Source organism: Streptomyces sp. NPDC097129, assembly GCF_055668065.1.
The window spans coordinates 320,273-341,620 of the sequence record NZ_JBVOQE010000005.1 but is presented as its reverse complement, the minus strand read 5'-3'; the positions used below and the strand labels follow the sequence as shown (position 1 = coordinate 341,620).

Below are 21,348 nucleotides of genomic sequence, written 5' to 3'. Positions count from 1 at the left end.
CGGCCAGGGCGCGCACTCGCCCATGAACCACTGACCAGCACCCGCCCCGTTCGCGATCTCCGACAACACCTGCGAGTTCTGCCGTGAGCGCCTGCACACCTCCTGCGCCCACCCGCAGGCCAACTTCTGGGACGGCGAGGCGGAGGAGGGCGGCCAGGCCGAAGCGGCCCGCGTCCCGCTCGCCGACGGAACCCTGGTCAAGCTGCCCGTCGCGGCGGACTCCGCCCTCATCCCGTCCCTGATGACCCTCTCGGACGTCTTCGGCACCGGCTACCACGCCGCCGTCGCGGGCGGTGTCAACGAGCGCACCTGGGTCACCGTGATCGGTGACGGCGCCATCGGTCTGCTGGCAGTCCTCTCGGCCAAGCGGCTCGGCGCCGAGCAGGTCATCCTCATGGGCCGTCACCAGGCACGCACCGACCTCGGTCGCGAGTTCGGCGCCACCGACGTCGTCTCCGCCCGCGGTGAGGAAGGCGTCGAGGCTGTCCGTGCGCTGACCGGTGGGCACGGCACGCACGTGGTCCTGGAAGCGGTCGGCCACATGTCCGCCTACGAGCAGGCCCTCGGCGTCGTCCGTCCCGGCGGCGTGATCAGCCGCGTCGGCGTGCCCCGGTACGAGGAGGCGTCCATCGGCTTCGGCAGCCTGTTCCGCCACAACATCCGCCTGGCCGGCGGCCCCGCACCGATCCGCGCCTACATCGAGGAGCTGATGCCCGCCATCCTCGACGGCACCATCGAACCGGGGAAGGTCTTCGACGCCACCACCGACCTCGATGGGGTCCCGGCCGGCTACCAGGACATGGCCGACCGCAGGAGCCTGAAGGTCCTCGTCGAGCCCTGACCCAAGAACGCGAGGTGTGTGGGGTGCGGCCCAGTCCGCATCCCACAGCTGCTCATGGCCGACCATTGGCACAGTTACCGTGGGCAAGCAGACGGCGATTCGGGCGCGGGTGTCGAGAACGTGGTGGCGGCTCCGTCCCAGGGACATGGCGGCCACGAGTGGCCGAGCGACAGCAGAGGAAGATGATCATGGACCCCCAGCAGGTCGCACAAGAACTGGCCGACGCCCACGAGCTGTTGAGCCAGGCGTCAATGGCGCGGCTGGCATACAACGGACTCGACGGGCGGCCGCGGGTCATCCCGATCGGGATCTTCTGGACCGGCGACGAGATCGTCATGTCCACCGCGGCCACGGCGCCCAAGGTGAAGGCGCTGTCCGCCCGCCCCGAGGTCGCCCTGACCATCGACGCCGGTGACAGCCCCGGCTCGGCCAAGACGCTGTCGGTGCGCGGCGTCGTGCACCTGACCATCGTCGACGGGGTGGTTCCGGAGTACCTCGCGGCCGCGCGGAAGAACTTCGACGCCGAGTCCGCGGCCGAGTTCGAGCGGAACTGCCGGGCCATGTACGACCAGATGGCGCGTATCGCTGTCGAGCCGCAGTGGGCGCGGTTCTACGACTTCGGTGCGGGGCGAGTGCCGCAGTTCCTCGCCGAGCTCGCCAAGAAGTTGAGCTGACGGCGGCCGAGCAGGTCGGCCACGCCGCACGACCGCTTCCGTGCCGGCCTGGCCGGCGCCGACCTCGTGCCCCGGCCGGATCGGCTTCATGGCTCGACCGCCGAAGGCCGGCAGGGTCCGTCAGGGGAGTTCATCGCGCATGGCATGCGCGATGACCTCTCCAATGAGTACGGCTGTCGCCGCTGGGCCCCGCAGGGGGGCCGTGGGCAGGATCGAGGTGTCGGCGACGCGGAGAGCGTGAACGCCGTGGACTCTTCCGTACTGGTCGACCACCGCATCCGCGATGTCCGGGCCCATCGGGGCAGGCCCGCACGTGTGGTGAGCGGTGCCGAGGTTCCCGTTGATCCACCCGTCCAGCGCGTGATCGCAGTTGAGCACGTCCGGACCCGGCTGGAGCAGTCCACTCGCGCGGTTGGGGAAGGCCGACTCCCGAGCCGAGCTGATCCCCCAACCGGGTGTGATGACCTTCGCGAGACGGGCGCGGCCCCATGTGGTTGGCGAACATCTGGGCATGACGATTCAGAAGATCAACCCGGACACGATCGCGCCACCGCACGGCCACGCGCAGGTGATCGTCGCAACGCGACCGGCAGCAAGCACGTCTACATCTAGGGGCAGATCGCCATCGACGTCGACGAAAAGCTGCTCGGCGAAGGGGACTACGAGACGCAGGGCTACCACACGGTGAAGAACGCCTACGCGGCCATCGCTGCGTCGGGCGCCAGGCCGAAGGACGCGGTCCGGCTGATGGTGTACGTCGTCGACCCGACCCAGGAGAACCTCGAGAAGCTCTACGGCGGGCTGGCCAGGGCGACCGCCGAGGCCGGCGGCAGCACCACCGCCATGACCCTGATCGGCGTCGTAGGCCTGTCCACGCCCGGTGCCCTGGTCGAGGCGGACATGACCGCCATCACCGACTGACGAACCGCTCGCGTGCCTCCAAGCCCGTGTCCCCCACCCTCGAGCAACGCCGCGACGGCGACTCCCGTGCGCCGCGCATCCCCGATGCACAGTCATACGACACCGGGGGTGGACGCATGCCCCGTGAGGTATGCCGTCTGCGGGAGATGGCTCGTACGGGGCACGGGCGCGGGCACCGCGCACATCGAAGACATCGAGCAGGGCGCCCCCATCGAAACGGCCGAGCGGGCCGCGGAGTGGTCGTGGCCTTCGGGAGGCCGCCCCTCGATCGTGCGACAGCACAGCGTGCGGGGCGGAGCCGCTGTCGTTGTCCGCAAGCCGCGCCACGGCCGAGAACCGCAGCTTGCCGAGCCCGGCCGCCTCCGGGGTGTCATGCTCTGCGATACCGCAGGTCCACGGCCTGTGTGGGGTCGCCGTCGTGAACGCGGGCCCACCGGACCGGCTCGATTCCGGGAGCGTCGAACAGCCGCACTCCGGACCCGAGCATGACGGGCGCCAGATGCACGCGGAACTCGTCTACCAGCCCACGCTCCACACACTGCCGCGCGATGTCCTGGCTGTGGAGCTCCAAGTCCTTGTCCCCCGCCGCGGCCAGCCCGATCTCGACAGCCTCGGCGACGTCGCAGTCGAGGAACGTGACACCCGGATCCGGGATCGCGTCTTCGGGATGGTGCGTCAGGACGAATACGGGACCGCTCCACGCTCCGCCGTACGGCTGCTTGCTCGCGTGGCCGGGATACCGCTCGGCGAGCGCGTCGTACCCACGACGGCCACCCAGGACAGCGCCCAGACTGGCGATCGACTCCTCAGCGACGCCCGGGCCGGTCCGCACCCCGGACATCCAGTCCATCGAGTGGTCCGGGCCGGCCGCGAACCCGTCGAGCGACATCATCAGATGCCAGCGCACCTTACCCATCGGTCTCTCCGTCCGCGTTCGTCTCGTCCTGCCGGTATGACCATCCGGCGCGACGAAACTCATCGCCGAGCAGACCGATTCCGGTGCGCCACCCGGCCCGCGGCCGGGGCCCGTGCACGGGTTTCTTGGGCGACTACGCCGGGCGTTCAGTTCCGGCAGCTGCAGCCGCTTGTCGCCTTCGCCTCGGCGACCGTGGCGGAAGGGTCGGTCGCCTGTTCGGCTGGCGTGCAGCAGGCGTTGACGCCGCAGCACGCGTCGGCAGCGGTCGAGCCACCCCTCTGAGTCACGCTGGTGGGCTTGACCGCGCGGACGATGGCGGAGTGCATGCCGTCGGCGACCGCGTGGGTCGGCGTGATCTCGACGTCGGTGAACCCGGCGGCTTCAAGGCCCGCGCGGTACTCCGCGAACGACAGGGCGCCCGCGATGCAGCCGACGTAGTCGCCGCGCTCGGCCCGCTGTTCGGCGGTGAGGGTGTCGTCGGCGACGACATCGGAGACGCCGATCCGGCCGCCGGGCTTGAGGACCCGGAAGGTCTCGCCGAACACGGCCGGCTTGTCGGTGGACAGGTTGATCACGCAGTTGGAGATCACCACGTCGATCGTGTTCGCGGGCAGCGGGACGGCTTCGATGGTGCCCTTGAGGAACTCCACGTTCGTCGCGCCCGCCTTCGCCGCGTTGGCCAGGGCGAGGGCGAGCATCTCCTCGGTCATGTCGAGCCCGTAGGCCTTACCGTTCGGTCCGACGCGGCGGGCGGACAGCAGGACGTCGATGCCTCCCCCGGAGCCGAGGTCCAGCACGCTCTCGCCCTCGCGCAGTTCGGCGACAGCGGTGGGGTTGCCGCAGCCGAGGGAGGCGGCGACGGCCTCCGCGGGGAGCATGTCGCGGTCGTCAGCGGCGTACAGGGTGGAGCCGAAGTTTTCGTCGACCTCGACCGGCTCCGGCCCGCAACAGGCGGTGCCGCCCTCGGTGACCTTGACGGCCGCCGCCGCGTACCGCCGGCGGACGGTTTCACGCAGCTCGGAGGTTTGCTCGCTCATGTCTCACTCCTGGGTGATGGGCCGCGGCACGGGACCGGAACGGCCTGTATTGACGTTCATTGATGCAACCTTGCGCCTTGGATCGAAAAACGTCAACATAGAGGCATGTCGAAACAAGAGCTTGAGGTGATCGGCCAGGAAGCCGACTGCTGCCCGGGGCTGTCCGTTGCACCGCTGGACGAGGACCGGGCAGTCGACCTGGCGAAGGTCTTCAAGGCCCTGGGCGACCCGGTCCGGCTGCGCCTGATGTCGATGATCGCCTCGCGCGGGACGGGCGGCGAGGTGTGCGTGTGTGAGCTGACCCCGGCGTTCGACCTGTCCCAGCCGACCATCTCCCACCACCTCAAGCTGCTGCGGCAGGCCGGGCTCATCGACTGCGAGCGGCGCGGGACCTGGGTCTACTACTGGGTCCTGCCTGGCGTCCTGGACCGGCTCGCCGCGTTCCTGACCACCACGCAGCCCGCCGGAGCCGACGCGTGAACGCCTCCCTGGGCCGCCGCGTCGCGGCCGAGGCGATCGGGACCGGGCTGCTGGTGGCCGTGGTGGTCGGCTCCGGTATCCAGGCCACCGAGCTGTCCCGCGACGTCGGCGTGCAGCTGCTTGCCAACTCCCTGGCCACCGTCTTCGGACTGGGCGTCCTGATCGCTCTGCTCGGGCCGGTCTCCGGCGCGCACTTCAACCCGGTCGTCACCCTTGCCGCCTGGTTCACCGGCCGCCGTGACCGGGACGGCCTCGCTCCGGGAGACGTCGCCGCGTACGTGCTCGCCCAGATCGTGGGCGCCGTCGGCGGGGCGGTGCTGGCCGACGCCATGTTCGCCAAGCCGTTGGTCAGGTTCTCCACCCACGACCGGTCCGCCGGCCACCTGTGGCTGGGCGAGGTCGTCGCCACGACCGGACTGATCCTGCTGATCTTCGGTCTCAACCGGATCGGCCGCGCCGCGTTCGCTCCGGTCGCGGTGGCCTCCTACATCGGGGCCGCCTACTGGTTCACCTCCTCCACGTCCTTCGCGAACCCGGCGGTGACCATCGGGCGGGCCTTCACCGACACCTTCGCCGGCATCGCCCCCGCCTCCGTCGCCCCGTTCACCGCGGCCCAGGTGCTCGGAGCCGCACTCGGGCTGGGGGCCGTCGCAGTGATCTACGGCCGCCCTGCTCCCGCCGGGGACGAGGTCGTCGTCCCGCACAACGAGCCGGCAACCGCCGCCTCCTGACCGATCGTTCTCCCGAGAAAGCCCCCGTTCATGAGCTCTCCCGTCCCGCGTCCGTCGGTGCTGTTCGTCTGCGTCCACAACGCCGGCCGCTCCCAGATGGCCGCTGCCTTCCTCTCCCACCTCGCCGGTGACCGCGTCGAAGTCCGCTCGGCCGGCTCTGCTCCCGCCGACACGGTCAACCCCGCCGTCGTGCAGGCGATGGACGAAATCGGCATCGACATCTCCGCCGAGACGCCGAAGATCCTCACCACCGCAGCTGTCCAGGCCTCGGACGTCGTCATCACCATGGGCTGCGGCGACACCTGCCCCGTCTTCCCCGGCAAGCGCTACCTCGACTGGAAACTCGACGACCCGGCGGGCCGTGGTGTCGACGCCGTCCGTCCGATCCGGGACCGGATCAGGACCCTGGTGGAGGGCCTGATCGCAGAGATCACGACTGCTTGAAAGGCGACGGGCCCGGGCAGATTCCGCAGCGTTGCTGCCGGCCATGGGTCGTGGTCATCGCGGGAGTTGGGAGGTCTCACGGTGGGCAGAGGCGACATGGTGGGGCCCCCGCAGCGGCTCGGTCGCCACGGTGCACAGTGCCGCTAGAGACCCGACGGATGGCTGGAAAACCAGTCGGCATGCCTATCGCGCGTCCGATCACGTTCCTCAGGCGTTGTGAGGAAGACGTCCGCGCCGCCGTCGTAGGGGTGGTGGACGCGACGCACCTGAGTGTCGATGACGAGGACTCCCGCCACTCCTGTCGTCAGCGATGTCACGGAGCAGCTCGTCGAGGCGGCCAGGTTCCCGAGGGCGGCGGGCGGCGAAGAGGCGGCAGTAGGTGCGGAACGCCGGGTCCGGGTCGTCCTCCACCAGCAGGCTCTGCCAGTAGCCAGCGTCATGCTGGAACGGTCGCCGTCTGCGTATCGCCCTCGGAACGTCGAACACCAGCAGGCAGCGCCCGAAGGTGTTCAGCCCTTACGCTGAAACTAGTATGAGACACGAACTAGTACCGATTCACACCTACCCACAGGGAGCGTCGTGTCCGGCAGCGAGAACCACGTGAACTTCAGGCACGGGCAGGAGTTCCTGGCCGCGATCTCGGAGCGCTGGAACTACCAGATCCTGCGCGAAGTGTTCTTCGGCGTCGGCCGATTCGGCGAGCTCAAACGGGCGCTGGGCATCTCGGCGACCATCCTGACCGCGCGACTCAACAACCTGATCGATCTGGGCCTGCTCACCAAGCGCGCCTACCGCGAGGACAAGCCGTGGTACGAGTATCAACTCACCGACAGCGCCCGGGAACTCGTCGTCCCCGCCATCGCAGCCGTCGCACGCTGGGCCGAGGTCCACGCGAGCGACGGCGACGGCACGCGCCACCGGTTCCTGCACACAGCGTGCGACAGTCCGACCAACCCCTACCTCGCATGCAGCAACTGCCACCAGCCGGTCGAGGCGTCGACCCTGCGCCCCCTGCCCGCCGAGCAGGACGACACCGGCACGGCGACCCGCTGACGGATGCGGAACAGACGTGACCCAGGACACAGGAGCACTAGTAGCGATTCAGGACTAGTCTGAATGCGCAACTAGGCGACGATCGAGTCGCGCCTCGTTCCGACTCCTGGGAGGACGATCATGTCGACCACCACGAACTGGCTCGAAGGCACCACCGAAAGGCTGATCCCCACGTCGCTGGGCCTGATCAACGTGCGCGTCGGCGGCCGCACCGATGGTCGGCCCATGGTGTTCTGGCCGAGCCTGATGATGGACGGCACCATGTGGGAGTACCAGTACGAGCACTTCTCCCCGACGCACCGCGTCGTGCTCATCGACAGCCCCGGACACGGCAAGTCCGACGCGCTCCGCAAGATCATCGACCTGGAGGACTGCTCCACCGCCCTCGTCGAGGTCCTCGACGCGCTCGACATCGACAAGTGCGTACTGGTCGGCAACAGCTGGGGCGGCATGCTCGCCGCCGTCTTCCCGGCCTACCACCCGGAGCGGACCGCAGCCGCGGTCGGCATCAACTGCACCGCCTCGCTGCCCACGACGTTCGAAAGCATCTGGGCCACCGCGCTGGCCGCCTTCCTCTCACTCAACTCGACGATGCCCGCGCTGGCCGCCAAGGCCGCGCGCGGCGCGTTCGCCGGGCCGAGCGCGGAGGCCTCGAACCCGGAGTTCGTCGAATTCACCAAGGTCGTGCTCCGTGACGACCCGAAGTCCGTGGCATGGGCGCTGCGCAGCATCCTGATCGGCCGCAAGGACGAACACCGCCGCCTGAACACCATCAGGGACGTGCCCGTCCTGATCATCGCCGGCGAGGAGGACAGCCAGTTCCCCGTGCACGTGGTGCGTAAGGTGGCCGACGCCATCCAGGGCAGCGCCTTCCGCGTCCTCAAGCACACCGCCCACCTCGCCGCCCGCGAGAACCCCGCCGGGGTCAACGCCGAGATCGACGCCTTTCTCGCCGCCCTGCCCACCGCGGCCTGACCTCGAGAAAGTGGGCTTCACCATGGCGAACACTGCACACCCGACGAACGTCCCCGCATGGATCCTGAAGTTCATGGACGCCATCGACAGCCTGTCGTTCGACGAGGGCTTCGCGCCGCTCACCGACGACACCGACCTGTACTTCGGCACCGCGCACATCCACGGCGTCGAGGCCATCAAGGCGTTCTTCGTCAAGATCGACGAGCCGTTGCACATCACCCACGAGGTACTGGAGTTCTGGACCGCGCCCAACGGCGTCCGGCTCCTACGCGGCGAGGCGACGATGGCCAAGAAGAGCGCGCCGGATCGCGTCGTCCGCGCCCCGTTCACCCACATCTTCTACCTGGCCGAGGAGGAACCGCCCCGCATCCGTGAACTGCGCATCACCGCAGGCCCGCTGGAGACCGACGCAGTCATGTGATCTCCTCCGGCACACCGCGCCTCACCCTCTGTCCATGAAGAGGGCGGCGCCCCAGCCAGGTAGCCAGCTAGCCGGCCGGCGGGCCAAGGCCTTGGCCGGCTACGGCGGTCAGCCTCCGGGCGGGCGGCGCACCCCTACTTGGTCGTGTGTGTGGGGTAGACCTCGACGTCGGTGTAGGCACCCTTGATGTCCCCGGCGCCCGCGGGCCACTTCAGGCTCACGGTGTGGGTCTCGTTCGGGGGCGTCACCAGGATGTCGGTCGGGGACGCGAGGCTCTTGCCGCTGCTGTCGATGTCGTAGGCAAGGTCGAAGACAGCGGCGTCGCCGGGCTTCAGGATGGTGACACGCGGCTGGGCGTGGCCGCGCTTGATGGGGCTCGAGGTGTGGTCGGCGTCCTTGATGTCGACGCCCGCGAAGCCCGTCGCCGAGCAGGTGGTCGAACCCCGGTTGATCATGGTGATGTCGATCCTGCCGGAGACCTTGTCGGGAGCGGCGTTGCTGGCATCGATGGCCAGGTTCTCCGTCTTGCAGAAGGTGACCTTGCCGCTGGTCTTCGCCGCACCGTCAGCGGCTGCCGCTGCTTCGGTGGCCTCACCGGCACCCGCCTTCGCCTTGCCGGCCTCCGAGCCGCCGGAGCCCGAGCCGTCCTGCGACTTCGAGCCATTGTCCGAAGGCGTCGCAGACGAGGACGTCGAGGACGAAGACGCGGAGGGCGAAGACGCCGAAGACGAAGGCGCGGAGCCCTTGGAGGAAGAGTCCTTCCCCGAACCATCACTGCTACAGGCGGTGAGCGAGAGGGTGGCGGCGACGCCGACGGCGGCAAGTGCGGCGATGCGGGTGTACTTCACGGTGTTCCCCCAGAAGGTGCGCGGTGCATGTGGTCGGAAGTATTTGTATCTCGCACCGAGTCACAGGCGGTCCTCTGCTACGTCTTCGTTGTGTCACAGGCGCATTCGTCGTATTGGCCTCTCGCCGCCTACGCCTCCGCCCTTGACGACGCAGCATGTGCCGCTGTGCACCAAGCACTCGGGGCTCTGCGGCATGACCCCAAGGAAACGCTCATGCGTCCCGTCGCTGCCGCCCATATCGTGGGGTTCGGCCTGCTGTGCGGTTGTCCGGGACGGTCAGTCGGCGAGGTCGGCGGCTTGCCGGCGCAGGGCGCGTGCCAGCGTCTGCATGGGTGCCCCGAGGGGGCCCGGCATGCGCACCAGGCTGACGCGTCGCACCTCCTCCGCGACACCCTCGACGGGCACGATGTGTACGCCGGGTGGGACGGCCGGCAGCAGCGTCGGCGTGACTGTGGTGATGCCGGCGCCGGCCGCGACCATGTGGAGCTTGGTCAGCCAGTCGCGGGCTGTGTGGCGGACCTTGGGCCGCCCGGGCAGACCGGGCCAGACTCCGAGCAGTGGTTCGTCCGCGGTGCCGGGACTGGCGATCCACGGTTCGCGCGCGATCTCCTCGACGGTGACGCTGCCCCGTTCCGCGAACGGGCCGCCTGCCGGCACCGCCACGGCCAGGTGGGTTTCCAGAAGCGGTTCGACACTCAGGGGCGGGTCGTCCGTGTCGGGCGAGCGGTGCGGTGGCCTGGAGGAGAGGATTGCGAGATCCAGGGTGCCGGCGCGCAGGGCGCGCACCAGCGAGGGCGTGGTCCCCTCACGCGTCGTCACCTGGAGGTGTGGGTGTTCCTGCCGCAGCATCGCCAGGGCAGGGGGCACGATCACCGCTCCGGCGGTGGGGAAGAAGCCGAGCCGGACGCGGCCCCTCTCGACCTCCTCCGCTCCGCGCAACTCCCTGTCGGCAGCCTCCAGGGCGTCCAGGGCGACGACGGCGTGCCGCAGTAGGGCACGGCCTGCGCCGGTCAGCCGGACTCCGCCGGCGTAGCGGTCGAAGAGCCGGGCGCCGGTCGCCTGTTCCAGCGCGGCCATCTGACGGGAGACGGCCGACTGCGTGTACCCGAGCGCGTCTGCCGCGGCCGTGAAGGTGCCCCGCTCCGCCACCTCGCGCAGCACCCGCAGCCCGACCAGCGTCATCTCCATGCGGTCTCCATGAGTAATCGGCATGCCCATTATGCCGAACATTCGCTGGCGGAATACCCCCCGCCTTCCTAGCGTGGAAGGCGTGAACGAGCACCCCACCAACGGAACTTCCGGACTGGGCGGCCGGTTGCCCCTCCTTCCTCCCGACGCCCTCGATGAAGCACAGCGCGCACTGCGTGACCGTCTGCAGGCCACGCGGGCGCGCAACGCGGAAGCGGCCGGCTACACGGCCGCCCTGCCCGACGGGCGGTTCATCGGCCCGTTCAACGCCCTGCTGCACACTCCGCACATCGCCCGGCCTCTGCTGGAGTGGGCCCAGGCCCTCACCCGGGCCGGAATTCCGGCGGATGTGCGAGAGGTGGTCATCCTCACCGTGGCCGCTCACTGGCGGGCCGAGTACGCGCTGTACGCCCACACCGCGGCTGCCGAGAAGGCCGGCCTGCCCGGCCCGGCCATCGCATCTCTCCTCCATGGCGAGGCTCCCCGCGGTCTGCGTCCCGACGCCGATCTCGCTCACCGTCTGGCCGCCGCGCTGGTCCGCGACCACCGCGTGCCGGACGACCTCTATGACGAGGCAGCGGCGGCGTTCGGCACGAACACACTCATCGCTCTCGCCAGCCTCGTCGGTCAGTACCTCAGCACCTCGGCCCTGCTGGCCTGCTTCCAGGTACCGGCTCCCTCCCCGGTCGGCACCGAGGCGCCCGCGACCTGATACGCCGACAGGCAGGCGTTCGCCGACGGCCCAACCCAGAAAAGACCGGCCCAGAAAAGAACCGGCCCAGAAAAGAACCGGCCCGGAGAAGAACCGGGAAAGAGAAGGAAGGCAATAGATCATGCCTCTGATCAACATCTACCTGCGCCAGGGGACCACCTCCGAGTACCGCCGGAATGTGTCCCTGGGCATCCATAAGGCGATGGTCGACGTGCTGAAGGTCCCCCAGGACGACCAGTTCCACGTCTTCCACGAGGTCTTGCCCGACAACTTCCAGATGCAGCCGGTCGTGTTCGGCCTGCGCCGCAGTGAGCGCGCCATGTTCATCCAGATGTCCTTGAACCACCGCACCGCCGAGCAGAAGGCCGAGCTGTTCCAGGCGATCGTCAACAACCTCTGGCTGTTCGCCGACGTCCCCGAAGAGGACATCCTGATGACGATCATCGAAACGGCCAGAGAGAACTGGTGGGCCGCCGGCCGCGTCGTCAACCCCACCACCGGCTACGACGAGCGCATGAACGACGTCCTCACCGGTGCCGAGACGACAAGCTGAGGCCGGCGCCGACCGACCGCTCACATGGACGGGTTCCGCGCTGGTCTCCCTCGATGCGGGGCGGGCGGTGTAGCGCGTTCACTGAGTTTTTGTTCGCCGATGGCGGCCCCGATCCCCACAACCGTGCCCACCCTGCACCGATCAGTGCTCCGGTCTCGGCTCCTCCGGATACGGCGATCGGCGCGAAGGGTCCTCCGAGGAGGCCCGGCCCTCCCCCATGGGCGTTCCCACCCCGGCTGCGGCGCTTGGGCCCTCGGCGACATCACCGAGGAAGTCGCCAGCTACGGACAGATCTCTTGGTGAGACCAGGATGATCTGCACAGCCTCGTGATTCCCGTGCGCGTCGGTCGTCCGGATGGCAGAGTGCGGTCCATGCTGCAGGTCTGCCTCAACGGAACACGTGGGACCGCCGAATGCCCTTGGGTGCCCGTCCACCCCGGAGAACTGGCGGCCGAGGCCCGCCGGGCGGTCGACGCCGGCGCCGAGGACATCCACCTGCATCCCAAAGACGCCGACGGCCGGGACACCCTGGACCCGGCGGCTGTAGAGGACGTCGTTGGGGCCGTCCGCGAGGCCGTAGGCCCGCATATCCGCATCGGTGTCACCACCGGGGCATGGACCGAACCGGACCCCCGTCGCCGCGCCGGCCTCGTCCGGTCATGGGCGACGCTGCCCGACCACGCGTCGGTGAACTGGCACGAGGACGGGGCCGAACTGGTCGCGCAGGCGCTGACGGAACGCGGCATCGGTATCGAAGCGGGCCTCTACTCCGGCACGACCGCCCTGCGCGCGTTCGTCTCCTCCCCGTTCGCGAAGGGGGTGCTGCGCGTTCTGGCGGAGGTCATCGACACCCCCGTAGGGCAGGCGGCGGACGTCGGCCGCCGCCTGGTCGAGGAGGTGTCGGCCCTGATCCCGGCCCCCGTCCTGCTGCACGGCGCCGACGGCACAGTCTGGCCGGTGCTCGAGACCGCCGCCGCGCTGGGCGTCGACACCCGGATCGGCCTGGAGGACACGCTGGCCCTTCCGGACGGAACGCCCGCGCGGGGCAACGCACCCCTCGTCCGGGCCGCCCAGGACATCCTGCGCCGCCACGGCGGCGGAACCGCCCGGCCAGGACAGGACCCTGCCACGCCGGCGCTTTAGCTCGTCGTTCATCCAACGGGCCACAGTACGGCAGGGCCTAACCGTGCAGTGCGCGGTATGCGGCGACGGCTCCTGGGTGCAGAGGGACTGCTCCCGTGGAGATCAGGCTGCGGGCGTCGAGGAACTGGGTGCCGAGGGCCGCGGCGGGGACAAGACGGGCTGCCCGTCGGACCAGTACCCAGGTGAGGGCGGCGGCGACGGACGCGGGCAGGTCGGGGCGGCACAGGAGGAGGTTCGCCACGCCCAGGGTGGCCACCTCGGGTGTTCCCCGATACGCGCCCGACGGCACCGTCACCACTTCCAGGGCGGAGCCCAACTGCCCGTGTGCGCGTAGCCGGGGCAGCAGGCCGGCCAGCGGGAGGAGGCGGACGCCCGGCCGGTCCAGAGCGGACAGCACCGGCAGCGGTACGCCGCCCGCCACCAGCAAAGCGTCGATGGCGCCCGCCTCCATTGCCCGAGCCGCCTGCGGCATCAGCAGGTGGCGGACGGTCACATCGGCGCCCGGCGTGAGGCCGGCGGCCCGCAGCAGCCGGTTGCCGAGCACGGCGCCGCCGGAGCCGGGCGCACCCAGCGAGACGGTACGCCCCGCCAGGTCGGCGACGGTGTGGATCGGTGCGTCGGCACGCACAGCCAGCTGGACGTAGTTCTCGTAAACCCGGCCGATCGCGCGCAGAGGGACTTGGTGGCCGAACGGTGCCGAGCCACCGTACGCGGCCCATGCGATGTCGGCCAGGGCGAGCGCCGCCTCGGCCCTGCGCGCCTGGAGCAGCCCGACGTTGGCCACGCTGCCGTCGCTGTTGATCACCTTGCAGGACAGCCGGGGGTTTGCCGCCTCCGTCCGCTCGGCGAGCAGTCGGCCGAAGGCCGCGTAGAACCCGTCGGGCTCGCCGGTCGCGATCCGCAGGACGCCCTGCGGGCCACGGTCGGCGTGGCGTGCGTCGGTTGTCACGGCGCCTGCCAAGAGGCCCGCGCACGCCGTGCCGGCTGCCGCGCGCAGGACCGTGCGGCGCGCGGTGCGAGGCGCGGGGCGAGGGGCGAGGCGAGGGGCGGGGCCGGGCAGGCCGTGCGGCGGCGCGCCGGTCATGTCGTGTCCCCCTTCGGCAGGATGATCCTGACCCGCAGGCCGTGCGGCTCGGCCGCCGCGAACTCGATGCGTCCGCCGCGCCCGGTCGCCAGCTGTTCGGCGATCGCCAGGCCGAGGCCGCTGCCGCGTACCCCGCGGTGGCGCTCGGAGCGCCAGAAGCGGGTGCTCAGGTGGGTGAGTTCGCCTGGGGTGAGGCCCGGCCCGTCGTCCCGGACCTCGAACACCGCGTCCGGGGCCTGCGTGAAACAGCGCGTCTCGATACGGGCGCCCTTCCCGGCGTACTTGATCGCATTGTCGAGGAGGATGTCGGCCATTTGGGCCAGTTCGCTCTCCGCGCAGGCGGTCAGGACGCTGGGGCCGGGGACGAAGGTCAGGTGGGCTCCGGCTTGTTCGGCCACGGGCTGCCACAGCTGGGACTGGGCGGCGGCGACCGCAGTGGCGTCGCAGCACGTTCCGCGCCCGTCCGTGACGGACAGCTCGCCGGCGCGGTATTCGGCGTTCGCCAGGGCCAACAGGTCGTCGAGGAGTGCCTCCATGCGTTCGAGTTCGGTGGTCACGCCGGTGTACGTGCGGGTGGCGGAGGCGGGCAGGCGGGACTGGAGCGAGTCGATGCGCAGGCGCAGTGCCGCGAGGGGGTTGCGCAGCTGGTGCGAGGTGTCGGCCACCAGGCGGCGCTGCTGTTCCAGGGCGGTGGTCACCGCGTCGGCCATGCGGTTGAACCCGGTGGCGAGCTGGCGCAGTTCGGGTGGCCCTCCGGCGCGGGCGTGTCCGGCCGGAAGCCCGGCCGCCAGCATGCCGACCGCGCGGTCGAGGCGGTGCAGGGGACGTACGACCCATCGGGTGGCCGTCCTCGCCAGGACCACGCAGGCCACGGCGAAGAGGGCCGCGCCCGCGAGGACCAGTACCCAGCGCAGGGCGATGTCGTCGGCGGCGGCCCGCACCGAGGCCCGCAGCACCACGGCGCCCGACACCGGGGTCCCGGTGCCCACCGGACGGGCGAGCAGTTCGGCGCGGCGGGACCAGGGGCGCAGGGTGCCTGCGGGGGTGACCCGCTGGTTGCGCAGCGCCGCGTCGATCAGGCGGGCGACCGCCGGGTCGGCCGCGCGCATGCCGCCCGTCTGCACCACCGGGGCGCGGCGCGCGTCGACCACCACGATCGCCTCGCCGTACAGCTCGGTGTAGCGGGTCACCTCGGCGGTCAGCGCATCGGTGTCGCCGCTCTCGGCGGCCTGCTCCGCGAGCCCCGCGAAGCGGTCGAGGTCACCGGTGCGGGCCGCGAGGAGCTGCTGGGTGCGCTGGGACGCGGTGACGCCCAGCAGGGGTACGGCGAAACCGGCCACCGCGAGCACGACGAAGGCCAGGACGACGGTCAGGACACGGGTACGCATACGGGTCGCGGCCGGCTCAGCCGAACCGGTAGCCGAAGCCGCGGATCGTGGTCAGCAGCTCGTGGCGGCCGAGTTTGGCCCGCAGTTGGGTGAGGTGGACGTCGAGCGAGCGGGACACCGCCAGATACGCGTCGCCCCACACTTCGTCCATCAGCTGCTGGCGGCTGACCGCCGTGCCCGCCCGGGCCGCCAGTGCCGCGAGGACGTCGAACTCCTTGGTGGTCAGCCGCACCTCGGTGCCGCCGACCAGCAGCCGACGGGCGTCGAGGTCGACCTCGACGTCTCCGGCGCGGACCGTGCGCGGCTGCTCGGGAGCGGCCGGTGTCCCGGCGCGACGGGTGACGGCCTCGATGCGGGCCAGCAGCTCGGCCAGCCGTACCGGCTTGACCAGGTAGTCGTCGGCGCCGAGCCGCAGGCCCCGCACGACCGACCGTTCGTCGCCCCGCGCGGTGAGGACCACCACCGGAAGGCCGCTCACCGCGCGCAGCTTGCGCAGCACCTCCAGGCCGTCGAGGTCGGGCAGGCCGAGGTCGAGCAGCAGCAGGTCGGCCTGGCGGTGCCGGGTGAGGACCTCCTCGCCGCGCCGCACCCGGGCCGGCAGATGACCGTGCTCGTACAGGGCCTCGGTGAGTGCTCCGGCCACCCCGTCGTCGTCCTCGGCCAGCAGTACGCGCACGGTCGCCTCCCTCATGTCAGTCCTGGGACTCCTTCTCCAGCGGCGATCCGTTCGACGTCTCGCGCATCCGAATGTAGACGAGCAGTGAGATCAGGACGCAGGCGGTGACGTAGTAGAAGTACCAGCTCTCGTGGCCGGCGTTCTTGAACCACAGGGCGATGTACTCCGCGGTCCCGCCGAACAGGGCCACGGTCAGTGCGTAGGGCAGGCCGACGCCCAGCGCCCGGATGGAGGTGGGGAACAGCTCGGCCTTCACGACCGCGCTGATCGACGTGTAGAGCGAGCTGACGGCCAGCGGCACGACCATGAGCAGGAACGCGTACGCCGGATTGCCGGTGTGGGAGAGGAGCGTGAGCGAGGGCACGGTGACTGCGGTTCCCAGGACCCCGAAGGCGATCAGCATCGGACGCCGGCCCACGCGGTCGGAGAGCAGGCCCATGACCGGCTGCAGAACCACGAACACGATCAGCGCGAAGAAGTTGATCCAGGCCGCTGTCGGCTTGGCGATGCCGCTGGTGTTGACCATGAACTTCTGCAGGTAGGTGGTGTACGTGTAGAAGAACAGCGTGCCGCCCATGGTCAGCCCGACGACGACCAGGCACTGCCGGGGGTAGTTCAGCAGCAGCCGCAGGCTGCCCCGCGCCGCGCCCTCGCCCGCTCCGGCCGCGGCACCGCGCTCGAAGCTCTCCGACTCGTCCATGCCACGGCGCAGCCACAGGACGACGAGCGCCCCTGCGGCGCCGACCGCGAAGGCGATCCGCCAGCCCCACGCCTCCATCTGCGCGGCGCTGAGCACCTGCTGCAGGATGATCTGCAGTCCGAGCGCGGTCAGTTGGCCGGCGATGAGGGTGACGTATTGGAAGCTGGAGTAGTAGCCGCGGCGGCCGGGCGAGGCCACTTCGGACATGTAGGTCGCCGACGTCGAGTACTCGCCGCCGACCGAGAGGCCCTGCAGCAGTCGCGCGGTCACCAGCAGCACCGGCGCCGCGACGCCGATCGAGCCGTACGACGGGGTCAGCGCCACGATCAGCGAACCGACCGCCATGAGCGTCACCGACAGTGTCAGTGCCGCGCGCCGGCCACGGCGATCAGCGTAGCGGCCGAGGACCCAGCCGCCGATCGGACGCATCAGAAACCCGACGGCGAAGACCGCGGCGGTGTTGAGCAGTTGGGCGGTCTGGTCGCCGGAGGGGAAGAACGTGGCGGCGAAGTAGACGCTGAACGCGGTGTAGGCGTACCAGTCGTACCACTCGATCAGGTTGCCGATCGATCCGCGCAGGATGTTGCTGACGACCCTGCGCTCGTCGCGGCGCGCAGTGCGCACGCGCCCTGTCGTGGACTGTGTGGTCACGGGAACTCCCTCGTCGGCGGCCCAGGAGCACACAGAGTCGACGGCTGGACGGGGCCACTCAATATCGGGAACAAAGTCTTAACAGTCCCTTAGGGCTCAGGGCGGTGGGACGTTTGAGGTCTTCAAGGAGACCAAGGAGGGGCCCGCAGACACTTCACCACATCGCAGCCACCCCCCATGGGAAGGCATAGCCACCGAACAGATCCGCTGGTCCCGGTCCTCCCCCAACCAGTCGGCACGCGGCATGGAGCGGAGGGGTGTCGGAAGCCTGTCGGTGGTGACCGTGATCTGTCGGCGGTATGTCGGTGGAGGTTGCGACCTTGGGCGCGTTGGTGCTTCCCCGTGAGCACGCTGCCGCGAGACCGAGGAGCCTGTCATCGTGTTTTCCGCATCCCAGAGCCAGCCGTGGGACGTTCACCGGCTGCCGTCCGCCGAGGGCCGGACCTTCCTGGTCACCGGGGGTAACGCCGGGATCGGCTACTTCGTCGCCGAGCAGCTCGCCGGCACCGGCGCCGTCGTCGTACTCGGCAGCCGCGACGCCGCGAAGGCCGACGCCGCCATGGCCTCGATCCGCTCACGCGTCTCCGGCGCGCACGTACGGCACCTTCAACTGGACCTCGCCGACCTGTCGTCCCTGAAGACCTCCGTGGACAGGCTGGACCTCGATCATCTCGACGCGGTGGTCCACAACGCAGGGGTCGCGCTCGACGACCCGCCGCGGAGAGAAACCGAGGACGGCCACGAGCTGATGTTCGGCACCAACCACCTCGGCCACTTCGCTCTCACCCAGTGGCTGGCCCCCCTGCTGTCCGCGGCGCCGGCAGGCCGCATCGTGACAGTGGGAAGCTTCGCGGCGCGGTCCGAGCGACTGGACCTGGACGATCTGCAGTCGGCCCAGGACTACCGGCCCCAGCGCACCTACGGCCGGTCGAAGCTGTCGCAGATGTGCTTCGGCTTCGAACTCGATCGCCGTCTGCGTGCCGTCGGCAGCACGGTGCTCAGTGTGGTGGCCCACCCCGGTGGTGCGCTGGACTCCCTCACCCCCTCCCGCCCGCCGGTACGCGTGACACGCCCCGGCGAGCGGCTGCGCGCGCTGCCCGCCGGGCTCTTGGTGCAGGGCAAGGACGCCGGAGCATGGCCCGTCGTGCGAGCCGTCCTCGATCCGGGGGTGCGGGGAGGAGACATGTGGGGGCCGAGGGTCTTCGGCCTGCGGGGCACACCACGGCGTGAGGCCGTCCCCTCTCACATGGCCGACCGGGCCGTCGCTGCTCGCCTGTGGGCCGCCAGCAGCGAACTGACCGGCACCGATCCGCACCTCGGCTTCCGGTAAGCGCAGAGAACGGGGAAGCAGTGCGGGCGGTCGGCACGGCCTGGCCTGGTCTGGTCTGGCCTGGTCCGGTCTGCGGTCAGGATGAGCGGCAATGGACATCACCCAGACCCTGTTGCTGCGTCGCGGAAGTTCCGCCGATGAGTTTCCGGCGGTTGGGTGGTCTACCTTTCGACGAAGGGAGCGCACCATGCGCCAGATCATCGTTTGCACGTTCCTTACGCTGGACGGCGTCATGCAGGCGCCGGGCGGTCCGGACGAGGACGCTGAGAGCGGCTTCGAGCACGGAGGCTGGCAGAAGCCGGTGTCCGACGACGAGGTCGGCGCGGCCATCGCCGGTTGGTACGAGTCCTCCGACGCGATGCTGCTCGGCCGCAAGACGTACGAGATCTTCGCGTCGTACTGGCCCAACGCCGATCCCGACAACCCGTTCACCCATCGGATGAACAGCATGCACAAGTACGTGGCGTCTCGGACCCTGACGTCCGTCGAGTGGCAGAACTCCACGCTGCTGGAGGGCGACGTCGTCGATGCCGTACGCAAGCTGAAAGCGTCCGACGGCGGCAACCTCAATGTCGTCGGCAGCGGCGACCTCGCCCAGACTCTCATGCAGCACGGCCTCGTCGACGAGTACCGGCTGACCATCCATCCCGTGATCATCGGCACCGGCAAGCGGCTGTTCGCCGACGGAGCGATCCCCACTGCGCTGGAGCCGGTCAGCGTCTCGACGACGAAGGGCGGCACCGTCGTCGGCGTCTACCGGCCGAACGGCAAGCCCAGCTACGACAGCTACTAGCCCTAGTGATCACGACCGTTTCAACGCTGGCCGCGCGATCGTGGCGAAGACCTCCGGTGTGGTGGAGCTGTCCAGAAACACGCCGCACGGAGGTCTTCGCGTCCCGCCGTGATGCCCGGCTGACCGTTCATGGCAGGCGGCTGCTGGTCGGGCGTGTCCTGTCCGGGCCGCCGGTAGCGCAGCCGCAGCCGAGAGGGCACTCACCGGCCCAGGGCCCACAAGAATGGCTGCGTCGCTGGTCGGCGGAGGGCGAGGCCGGCCTGCACGACCGTTCGGATCAGTGGTTCACATTGGCGATCATGCGGTGGAGCACCTTGAGTGCGATGACGTAGTCCCCGTCGGAGACGCCGCGGTGGATCCGGCGGCGGATGCCGGGAGCGGCTTCCGCGAGCCGGGCCCGGGCTCGGCGACCGGTGTCGGTCAGCGTGAAGCGCCCACTGTCGTCGCAGGTGATCCAGCCGCGGTCGAGCAAGTCGTCAAGGATCTCGGCATACGTGGAGACAGTGCCGACTTGGGGCGTCATGTACTCGCGCAGCGCCTCGGTCAGGCCTGTACGGGTCAATCCGCCCTCGATACGGGCGAGTCGGTTCAGCGTCATCCCGTGACGCTGGGTCACGCCGAGCAAGGCGTGTTCGGCGTCGACGAACGAGGTGAGGGCGGTGTGTGCCGCGCCTGTCCAGTAGGCGACGGGCTGGTGGACCAGTTGGTCGTCGCCGAGGTCCCCGGCGTCCCCCGATGCCGTTTTCTCGTGTTGCGGATCCTGCGTCCCGTGGTGGTCGGTCTGCGCGGGGCGGCGCTGTGACGGCGATGTCATCGATGACTCACCCACTCCGACCGCTGGACGACTTCCGCGATCGCGGCGACCACGATGCCGGGGTCCGTGGTGAGGATCTTCCGGTGGTCGCGCAGGCCGGTGGGCAGGAGGCTGAGGTGCGGGTTGGCGGCAACGGCCTTGGCGACGGCTGCGTGCGTCGCACCGGTGTGGTGTCCGGGCGTGGCCGGGGTGCCTTGGTCGCCGGCCACGTAGACGGTCGGGCAGCGCAGGGCGGCGAGGTCCGCCGACAACTCACCGTTGACGATGTCCATTTCGATGACGACCTCCGCGCGCTGCTCAGGAGTCATCCGTGCGCAGAGGCCGAGAGGTGTGAGGATGCGCTCGATCCGTCCCCGTCGCCGGAAACGGCTGCGCACCTCCTCCTGGTCTGCTTGGTCGAGCAGGGACACGGGATGGGCGCCATCGACGAGGACCAGCCCGCCGACCTGGCCGGGGTATTCGGCGGCGTGGCAGACGGCGAGCGTCGCACCGTAGGAGCAGCCGACCAGAATGGGGCGTCGGATCGCTGTCGCTTCGATGACGCGGTCTATGTCGTCGATGGCGGCTCGTATCGAGCAGTCCGACGAGCGGCCCGACTTGCCGCGTGCCCGCGCGTCGAAGGTGACGGTGCGGTATTTGCCGGCGAGCCGTTCGAGGACGTGGCTCCACTGCTGCCGCGTCGCGAAGGCGCCGTTGAGGAAGAGCAGTGGTGGTGCCTCGTCGCAGGTGTCGAGGCCGTACAGCCGGCTGTCATGGCCGTGCAGCCGGGTGTCGGCGGCGGCGACCGTGAAGGGTGAGGACATGAGGATCCCTTTCGCGGCTCTGCGGAGTGCGCCGCCGCCGTGGCCGTGGTGGCGAACTGGGGTGAAGCGCCCGTTGGTTCGGGTCGCGACCCGGGCGCTTGACGTGGTCTTCGGACCGGGTGACTGAGTGCCGGGTGGCGGCTGGTGTCTCGTCACCGACGGCGCCTCTCAC

The 21,348-nt window shown here is 70.0% G+C and carries 24 protein-coding genes and 2 pseudogenes; 14 read left to right on the top strand and 12 right to left on the bottom strand.

From position 1 onward, the window contains the following. Window positions 1-43: 43 nt before the first annotated feature. Window positions 44-841: pseudogene (locus AC0B9F_RS17745) on the top strand (zinc-binding dehydrogenase); the annotation flags it as partial. 188 nt (window positions 842-1,029) lie between these two features. Further along, window positions 1,030-1,515, top strand: coding sequence for a pyridoxamine 5'-phosphate oxidase family protein (locus tag AC0B9F_RS17740; protein WP_472003562.1), 486 nt, complete (start codon window positions 1,030-1,032; stop codon window positions 1,513-1,515). A 120-nt stretch (window positions 1,516-1,635) separates the two neighbouring features. Here AC0B9F_RS17740 and AC0B9F_RS17735 read toward each other — a convergent pair whose 3' ends face one another. Beyond that, window positions 1,636-2,028, bottom strand: a complete 393-nt coding sequence (locus AC0B9F_RS17735; RefSeq protein ID WP_472003560.1) for a GMC oxidoreductase — start codon at window positions 2,026-2,028, stop codon at window positions 1,636-1,638. A gap of 105 nt (window positions 2,029-2,133) precedes the next feature. On the opposite strand from AC0B9F_RS17735, the gene AC0B9F_RS17730 reads away from it, so the two are divergent. Then, complete coding sequence (locus AC0B9F_RS17730) at window positions 2,134-2,436, top strand: Rid family hydrolase (RefSeq protein ID WP_472003800.1); 303 nt, start codon at window positions 2,134-2,136, stop codon at window positions 2,434-2,436. Window positions 2,437-2,806: 370 nt separating this feature from the next. Here AC0B9F_RS17730 and AC0B9F_RS17725 read toward each other — a convergent pair whose 3' ends face one another. Both AC0B9F_RS17725 and arsM read right to left on the bottom strand, forming a co-directional pair. Next, window positions 2,807-3,352, bottom strand: a complete 546-nt coding sequence (locus tag AC0B9F_RS17725) for a dihydrofolate reductase family protein (protein WP_472003558.1) — start codon at window positions 3,350-3,352, stop codon at window positions 2,807-2,809. A gap of 146 nt (window positions 3,353-3,498) precedes the next feature. Continuing rightward, on the bottom strand, window positions 3,499-4,389 hold the full coding sequence (gene arsM, locus AC0B9F_RS17720; protein WP_472003556.1) for an arsenite methyltransferase: 891 nt from the start codon (window positions 4,387-4,389) through the stop codon (window positions 3,499-3,501). A gap of 105 nt (window positions 4,390-4,494) precedes the next feature. Here arsM and AC0B9F_RS17715 point away from each other — a divergent pair, with 105 nt between their 5' ends. From AC0B9F_RS17715 to AC0B9F_RS17705, 3 genes are read left to right on the top strand one after another with little or no spacing between them, the layout of a single operon-like run. Then, complete coding sequence (locus tag AC0B9F_RS17715) at window positions 4,495-4,869, top strand: ArsR/SmtB family transcription factor (protein WP_472003554.1); 375 nt, start codon at window positions 4,495-4,497, stop codon at window positions 4,867-4,869. After that, entirely contained in the window at window positions 4,866-5,600 is a 735-nt protein-coding gene (locus AC0B9F_RS17710; RefSeq protein WP_472003552.1) for an aquaporin, read from the top strand. The genes AC0B9F_RS17715 and AC0B9F_RS17710 overlap by 4 nt, the downstream gene beginning before the upstream one ends. 30 nt (window positions 5,601-5,630) lie before the next feature. Beyond that, on the top strand, window positions 5,631-6,044 hold the full coding sequence (locus AC0B9F_RS17705; RefSeq protein ID WP_472003550.1) for an arsenate reductase ArsC: 414 nt from the start codon (window positions 5,631-5,633) through the stop codon (window positions 6,042-6,044). Window positions 6,045-6,187: 143 nt separating this feature from the next. Here AC0B9F_RS17705 and AC0B9F_RS17700 read toward each other — a convergent pair. Continuing rightward, window positions 6,188-6,530 (bottom strand): annotated as a pseudogene (locus AC0B9F_RS17700) (DUF3885 domain-containing protein). A 93-nt stretch (window positions 6,531-6,623) separates the two neighbouring features. On the opposite strand from AC0B9F_RS17700, the gene AC0B9F_RS17695 reads away from it, so the two are divergent. From AC0B9F_RS17695 to AC0B9F_RS17685, 3 genes are all read left to right on the top strand, one after another. Further along, window positions 6,624-7,097, top strand: coding sequence for a winged helix-turn-helix transcriptional regulator (locus tag AC0B9F_RS17695; protein WP_472003548.1), 474 nt, complete (start codon window positions 6,624-6,626; stop codon window positions 7,095-7,097). A gap of 120 nt (window positions 7,098-7,217) precedes the next feature. Further along, complete coding sequence (locus tag AC0B9F_RS17690) at window positions 7,218-8,072, top strand: alpha/beta fold hydrolase (protein ID WP_472003546.1); 855 nt, start codon at window positions 7,218-7,220, stop codon at window positions 8,070-8,072. Between the two features lie 22 nt (window positions 8,073-8,094). After that, window positions 8,095-8,493: a nuclear transport factor 2-like protein gene (locus AC0B9F_RS17685; RefSeq protein WP_472003544.1), complete on the top strand. Its 399-nt coding sequence runs from the start codon at window positions 8,095-8,097 to the stop codon at window positions 8,491-8,493. A 134-nt stretch (window positions 8,494-8,627) separates the two neighbouring features. Here AC0B9F_RS17685 and AC0B9F_RS17680 read toward each other — a convergent pair whose 3' ends face one another. Together AC0B9F_RS17680 and AC0B9F_RS17675 are read right to left on the bottom strand one after the other, a co-directional pair. Next, window positions 8,628-9,341, bottom strand: coding sequence for a DUF4232 domain-containing protein (locus AC0B9F_RS17680; protein ID WP_472003542.1), 714 nt, complete (start codon window positions 9,339-9,341; stop codon window positions 8,628-8,630). 276 nt (window positions 9,342-9,617) lie between these two features. Continuing rightward, window positions 9,618-10,529 carry a LysR family transcriptional regulator gene (locus AC0B9F_RS17675; protein ID WP_472003539.1) on the bottom strand — a complete coding sequence of 304 codons (912 nt, stop codon included), beginning with the start codon at window positions 10,527-10,529 and terminating at the stop codon, window positions 9,618-9,620. Between the two features lie 82 nt (window positions 10,530-10,611). Here AC0B9F_RS17675 and AC0B9F_RS17670 point away from each other — a divergent pair, with 82 nt between their 5' ends. The 3 genes from AC0B9F_RS17670 to AC0B9F_RS17660 all read left to right on the top strand — a co-directional run bounded on the left by AC0B9F_RS17670 (window position 10,612) and on the right by AC0B9F_RS17660 (window position 12,937). Further along, window positions 10,612-11,241, top strand: coding sequence for a carboxymuconolactone decarboxylase family protein (locus tag AC0B9F_RS17670; protein ID WP_472003537.1), 630 nt, complete (start codon window positions 10,612-10,614; stop codon window positions 11,239-11,241). Between the two features lie 121 nt (window positions 11,242-11,362). Further along, window positions 11,363-11,794 carry a tautomerase family protein gene (locus tag AC0B9F_RS17665; protein WP_472003535.1) on the top strand — a complete coding sequence of 144 codons (432 nt, stop codon included), beginning with the start codon at window positions 11,363-11,365 and terminating at the stop codon, window positions 11,792-11,794. Between the two features lie 372 nt (window positions 11,795-12,166). Then, window positions 12,167-12,937, top strand: a complete 771-nt coding sequence (locus tag AC0B9F_RS17660) for a 3-keto-5-aminohexanoate cleavage protein (protein WP_472003533.1) — start codon at window positions 12,167-12,169, stop codon at window positions 12,935-12,937. 37 nt (window positions 12,938-12,974) lie between these two features. On the opposite strand, the gene AC0B9F_RS17655 is transcribed toward AC0B9F_RS17660, so the two are convergent. The 4 genes from AC0B9F_RS17655 to AC0B9F_RS17640 are packed head-to-tail and all read right to left on the bottom strand — an operon-like array spanning window position 12,975 to window position 17,436. After that, window positions 12,975-14,021: a TAXI family TRAP transporter solute-binding subunit gene (locus AC0B9F_RS17655; protein WP_472003531.1), complete on the bottom strand. Its 1,047-nt coding sequence runs from the start codon at window positions 14,019-14,021 to the stop codon at window positions 12,975-12,977. Then, window positions 14,018-15,409, bottom strand: coding sequence for a sensor histidine kinase (locus AC0B9F_RS17650; RefSeq protein ID WP_472003530.1), 1,392 nt, complete (start codon window positions 15,407-15,409; stop codon window positions 14,018-14,020). The genes AC0B9F_RS17655 and AC0B9F_RS17650 overlap by 4 nt, the downstream gene beginning before the upstream one ends. Window positions 15,410-15,425: 16 nt before the next feature. Next, window positions 15,426-16,085: a response regulator transcription factor gene (locus tag AC0B9F_RS17645; RefSeq protein ID WP_472003798.1), complete on the bottom strand. Its 660-nt coding sequence runs from the start codon at window positions 16,083-16,085 to the stop codon at window positions 15,426-15,428. A 16-nt stretch (window positions 16,086-16,101) separates the two neighbouring features. Further along, window positions 16,102-17,436 carry an MFS transporter gene (locus AC0B9F_RS17640; RefSeq protein WP_472003528.1) on the bottom strand — a complete coding sequence of 445 codons (1,335 nt, stop codon included), beginning with the start codon at window positions 17,434-17,436 and terminating at the stop codon, window positions 16,102-16,104. Window positions 17,437-17,815: 379 nt separating this feature from the next. Here AC0B9F_RS17640 and AC0B9F_RS17635 point away from each other — a divergent pair, with 379 nt between their 5' ends. Then, window positions 17,816-18,766, top strand: coding sequence for an SDR family NAD(P)-dependent oxidoreductase (locus tag AC0B9F_RS17635; RefSeq protein ID WP_472003526.1), 951 nt, complete (start codon window positions 17,816-17,818; stop codon window positions 18,764-18,766). Between the two features lie 187 nt (window positions 18,767-18,953). Continuing rightward, window positions 18,954-19,559, top strand: a complete 606-nt coding sequence (locus AC0B9F_RS17630; protein WP_472003524.1) for a dihydrofolate reductase family protein — start codon at window positions 18,954-18,956, stop codon at window positions 19,557-19,559. Between the two features lie 277 nt (window positions 19,560-19,836). Here AC0B9F_RS17630 and AC0B9F_RS17625 read toward each other — a convergent pair whose 3' ends face one another. Then, window positions 19,837-20,373 carry a MarR family transcriptional regulator gene (locus AC0B9F_RS17625; protein WP_472003522.1) on the bottom strand — a complete coding sequence of 179 codons (537 nt, stop codon included), beginning with the start codon at window positions 20,371-20,373 and terminating at the stop codon, window positions 19,837-19,839. Continuing rightward, window positions 20,370-21,176, bottom strand: a complete 807-nt coding sequence (locus AC0B9F_RS17620; protein ID WP_472003521.1) for an alpha/beta fold hydrolase — start codon at window positions 21,174-21,176, stop codon at window positions 20,370-20,372. Before AC0B9F_RS17620 ends, AC0B9F_RS17625 begins: the two co-directional genes overlap by 4 nt. Window positions 21,177-21,348: the final 172 nt, after the last annotated feature.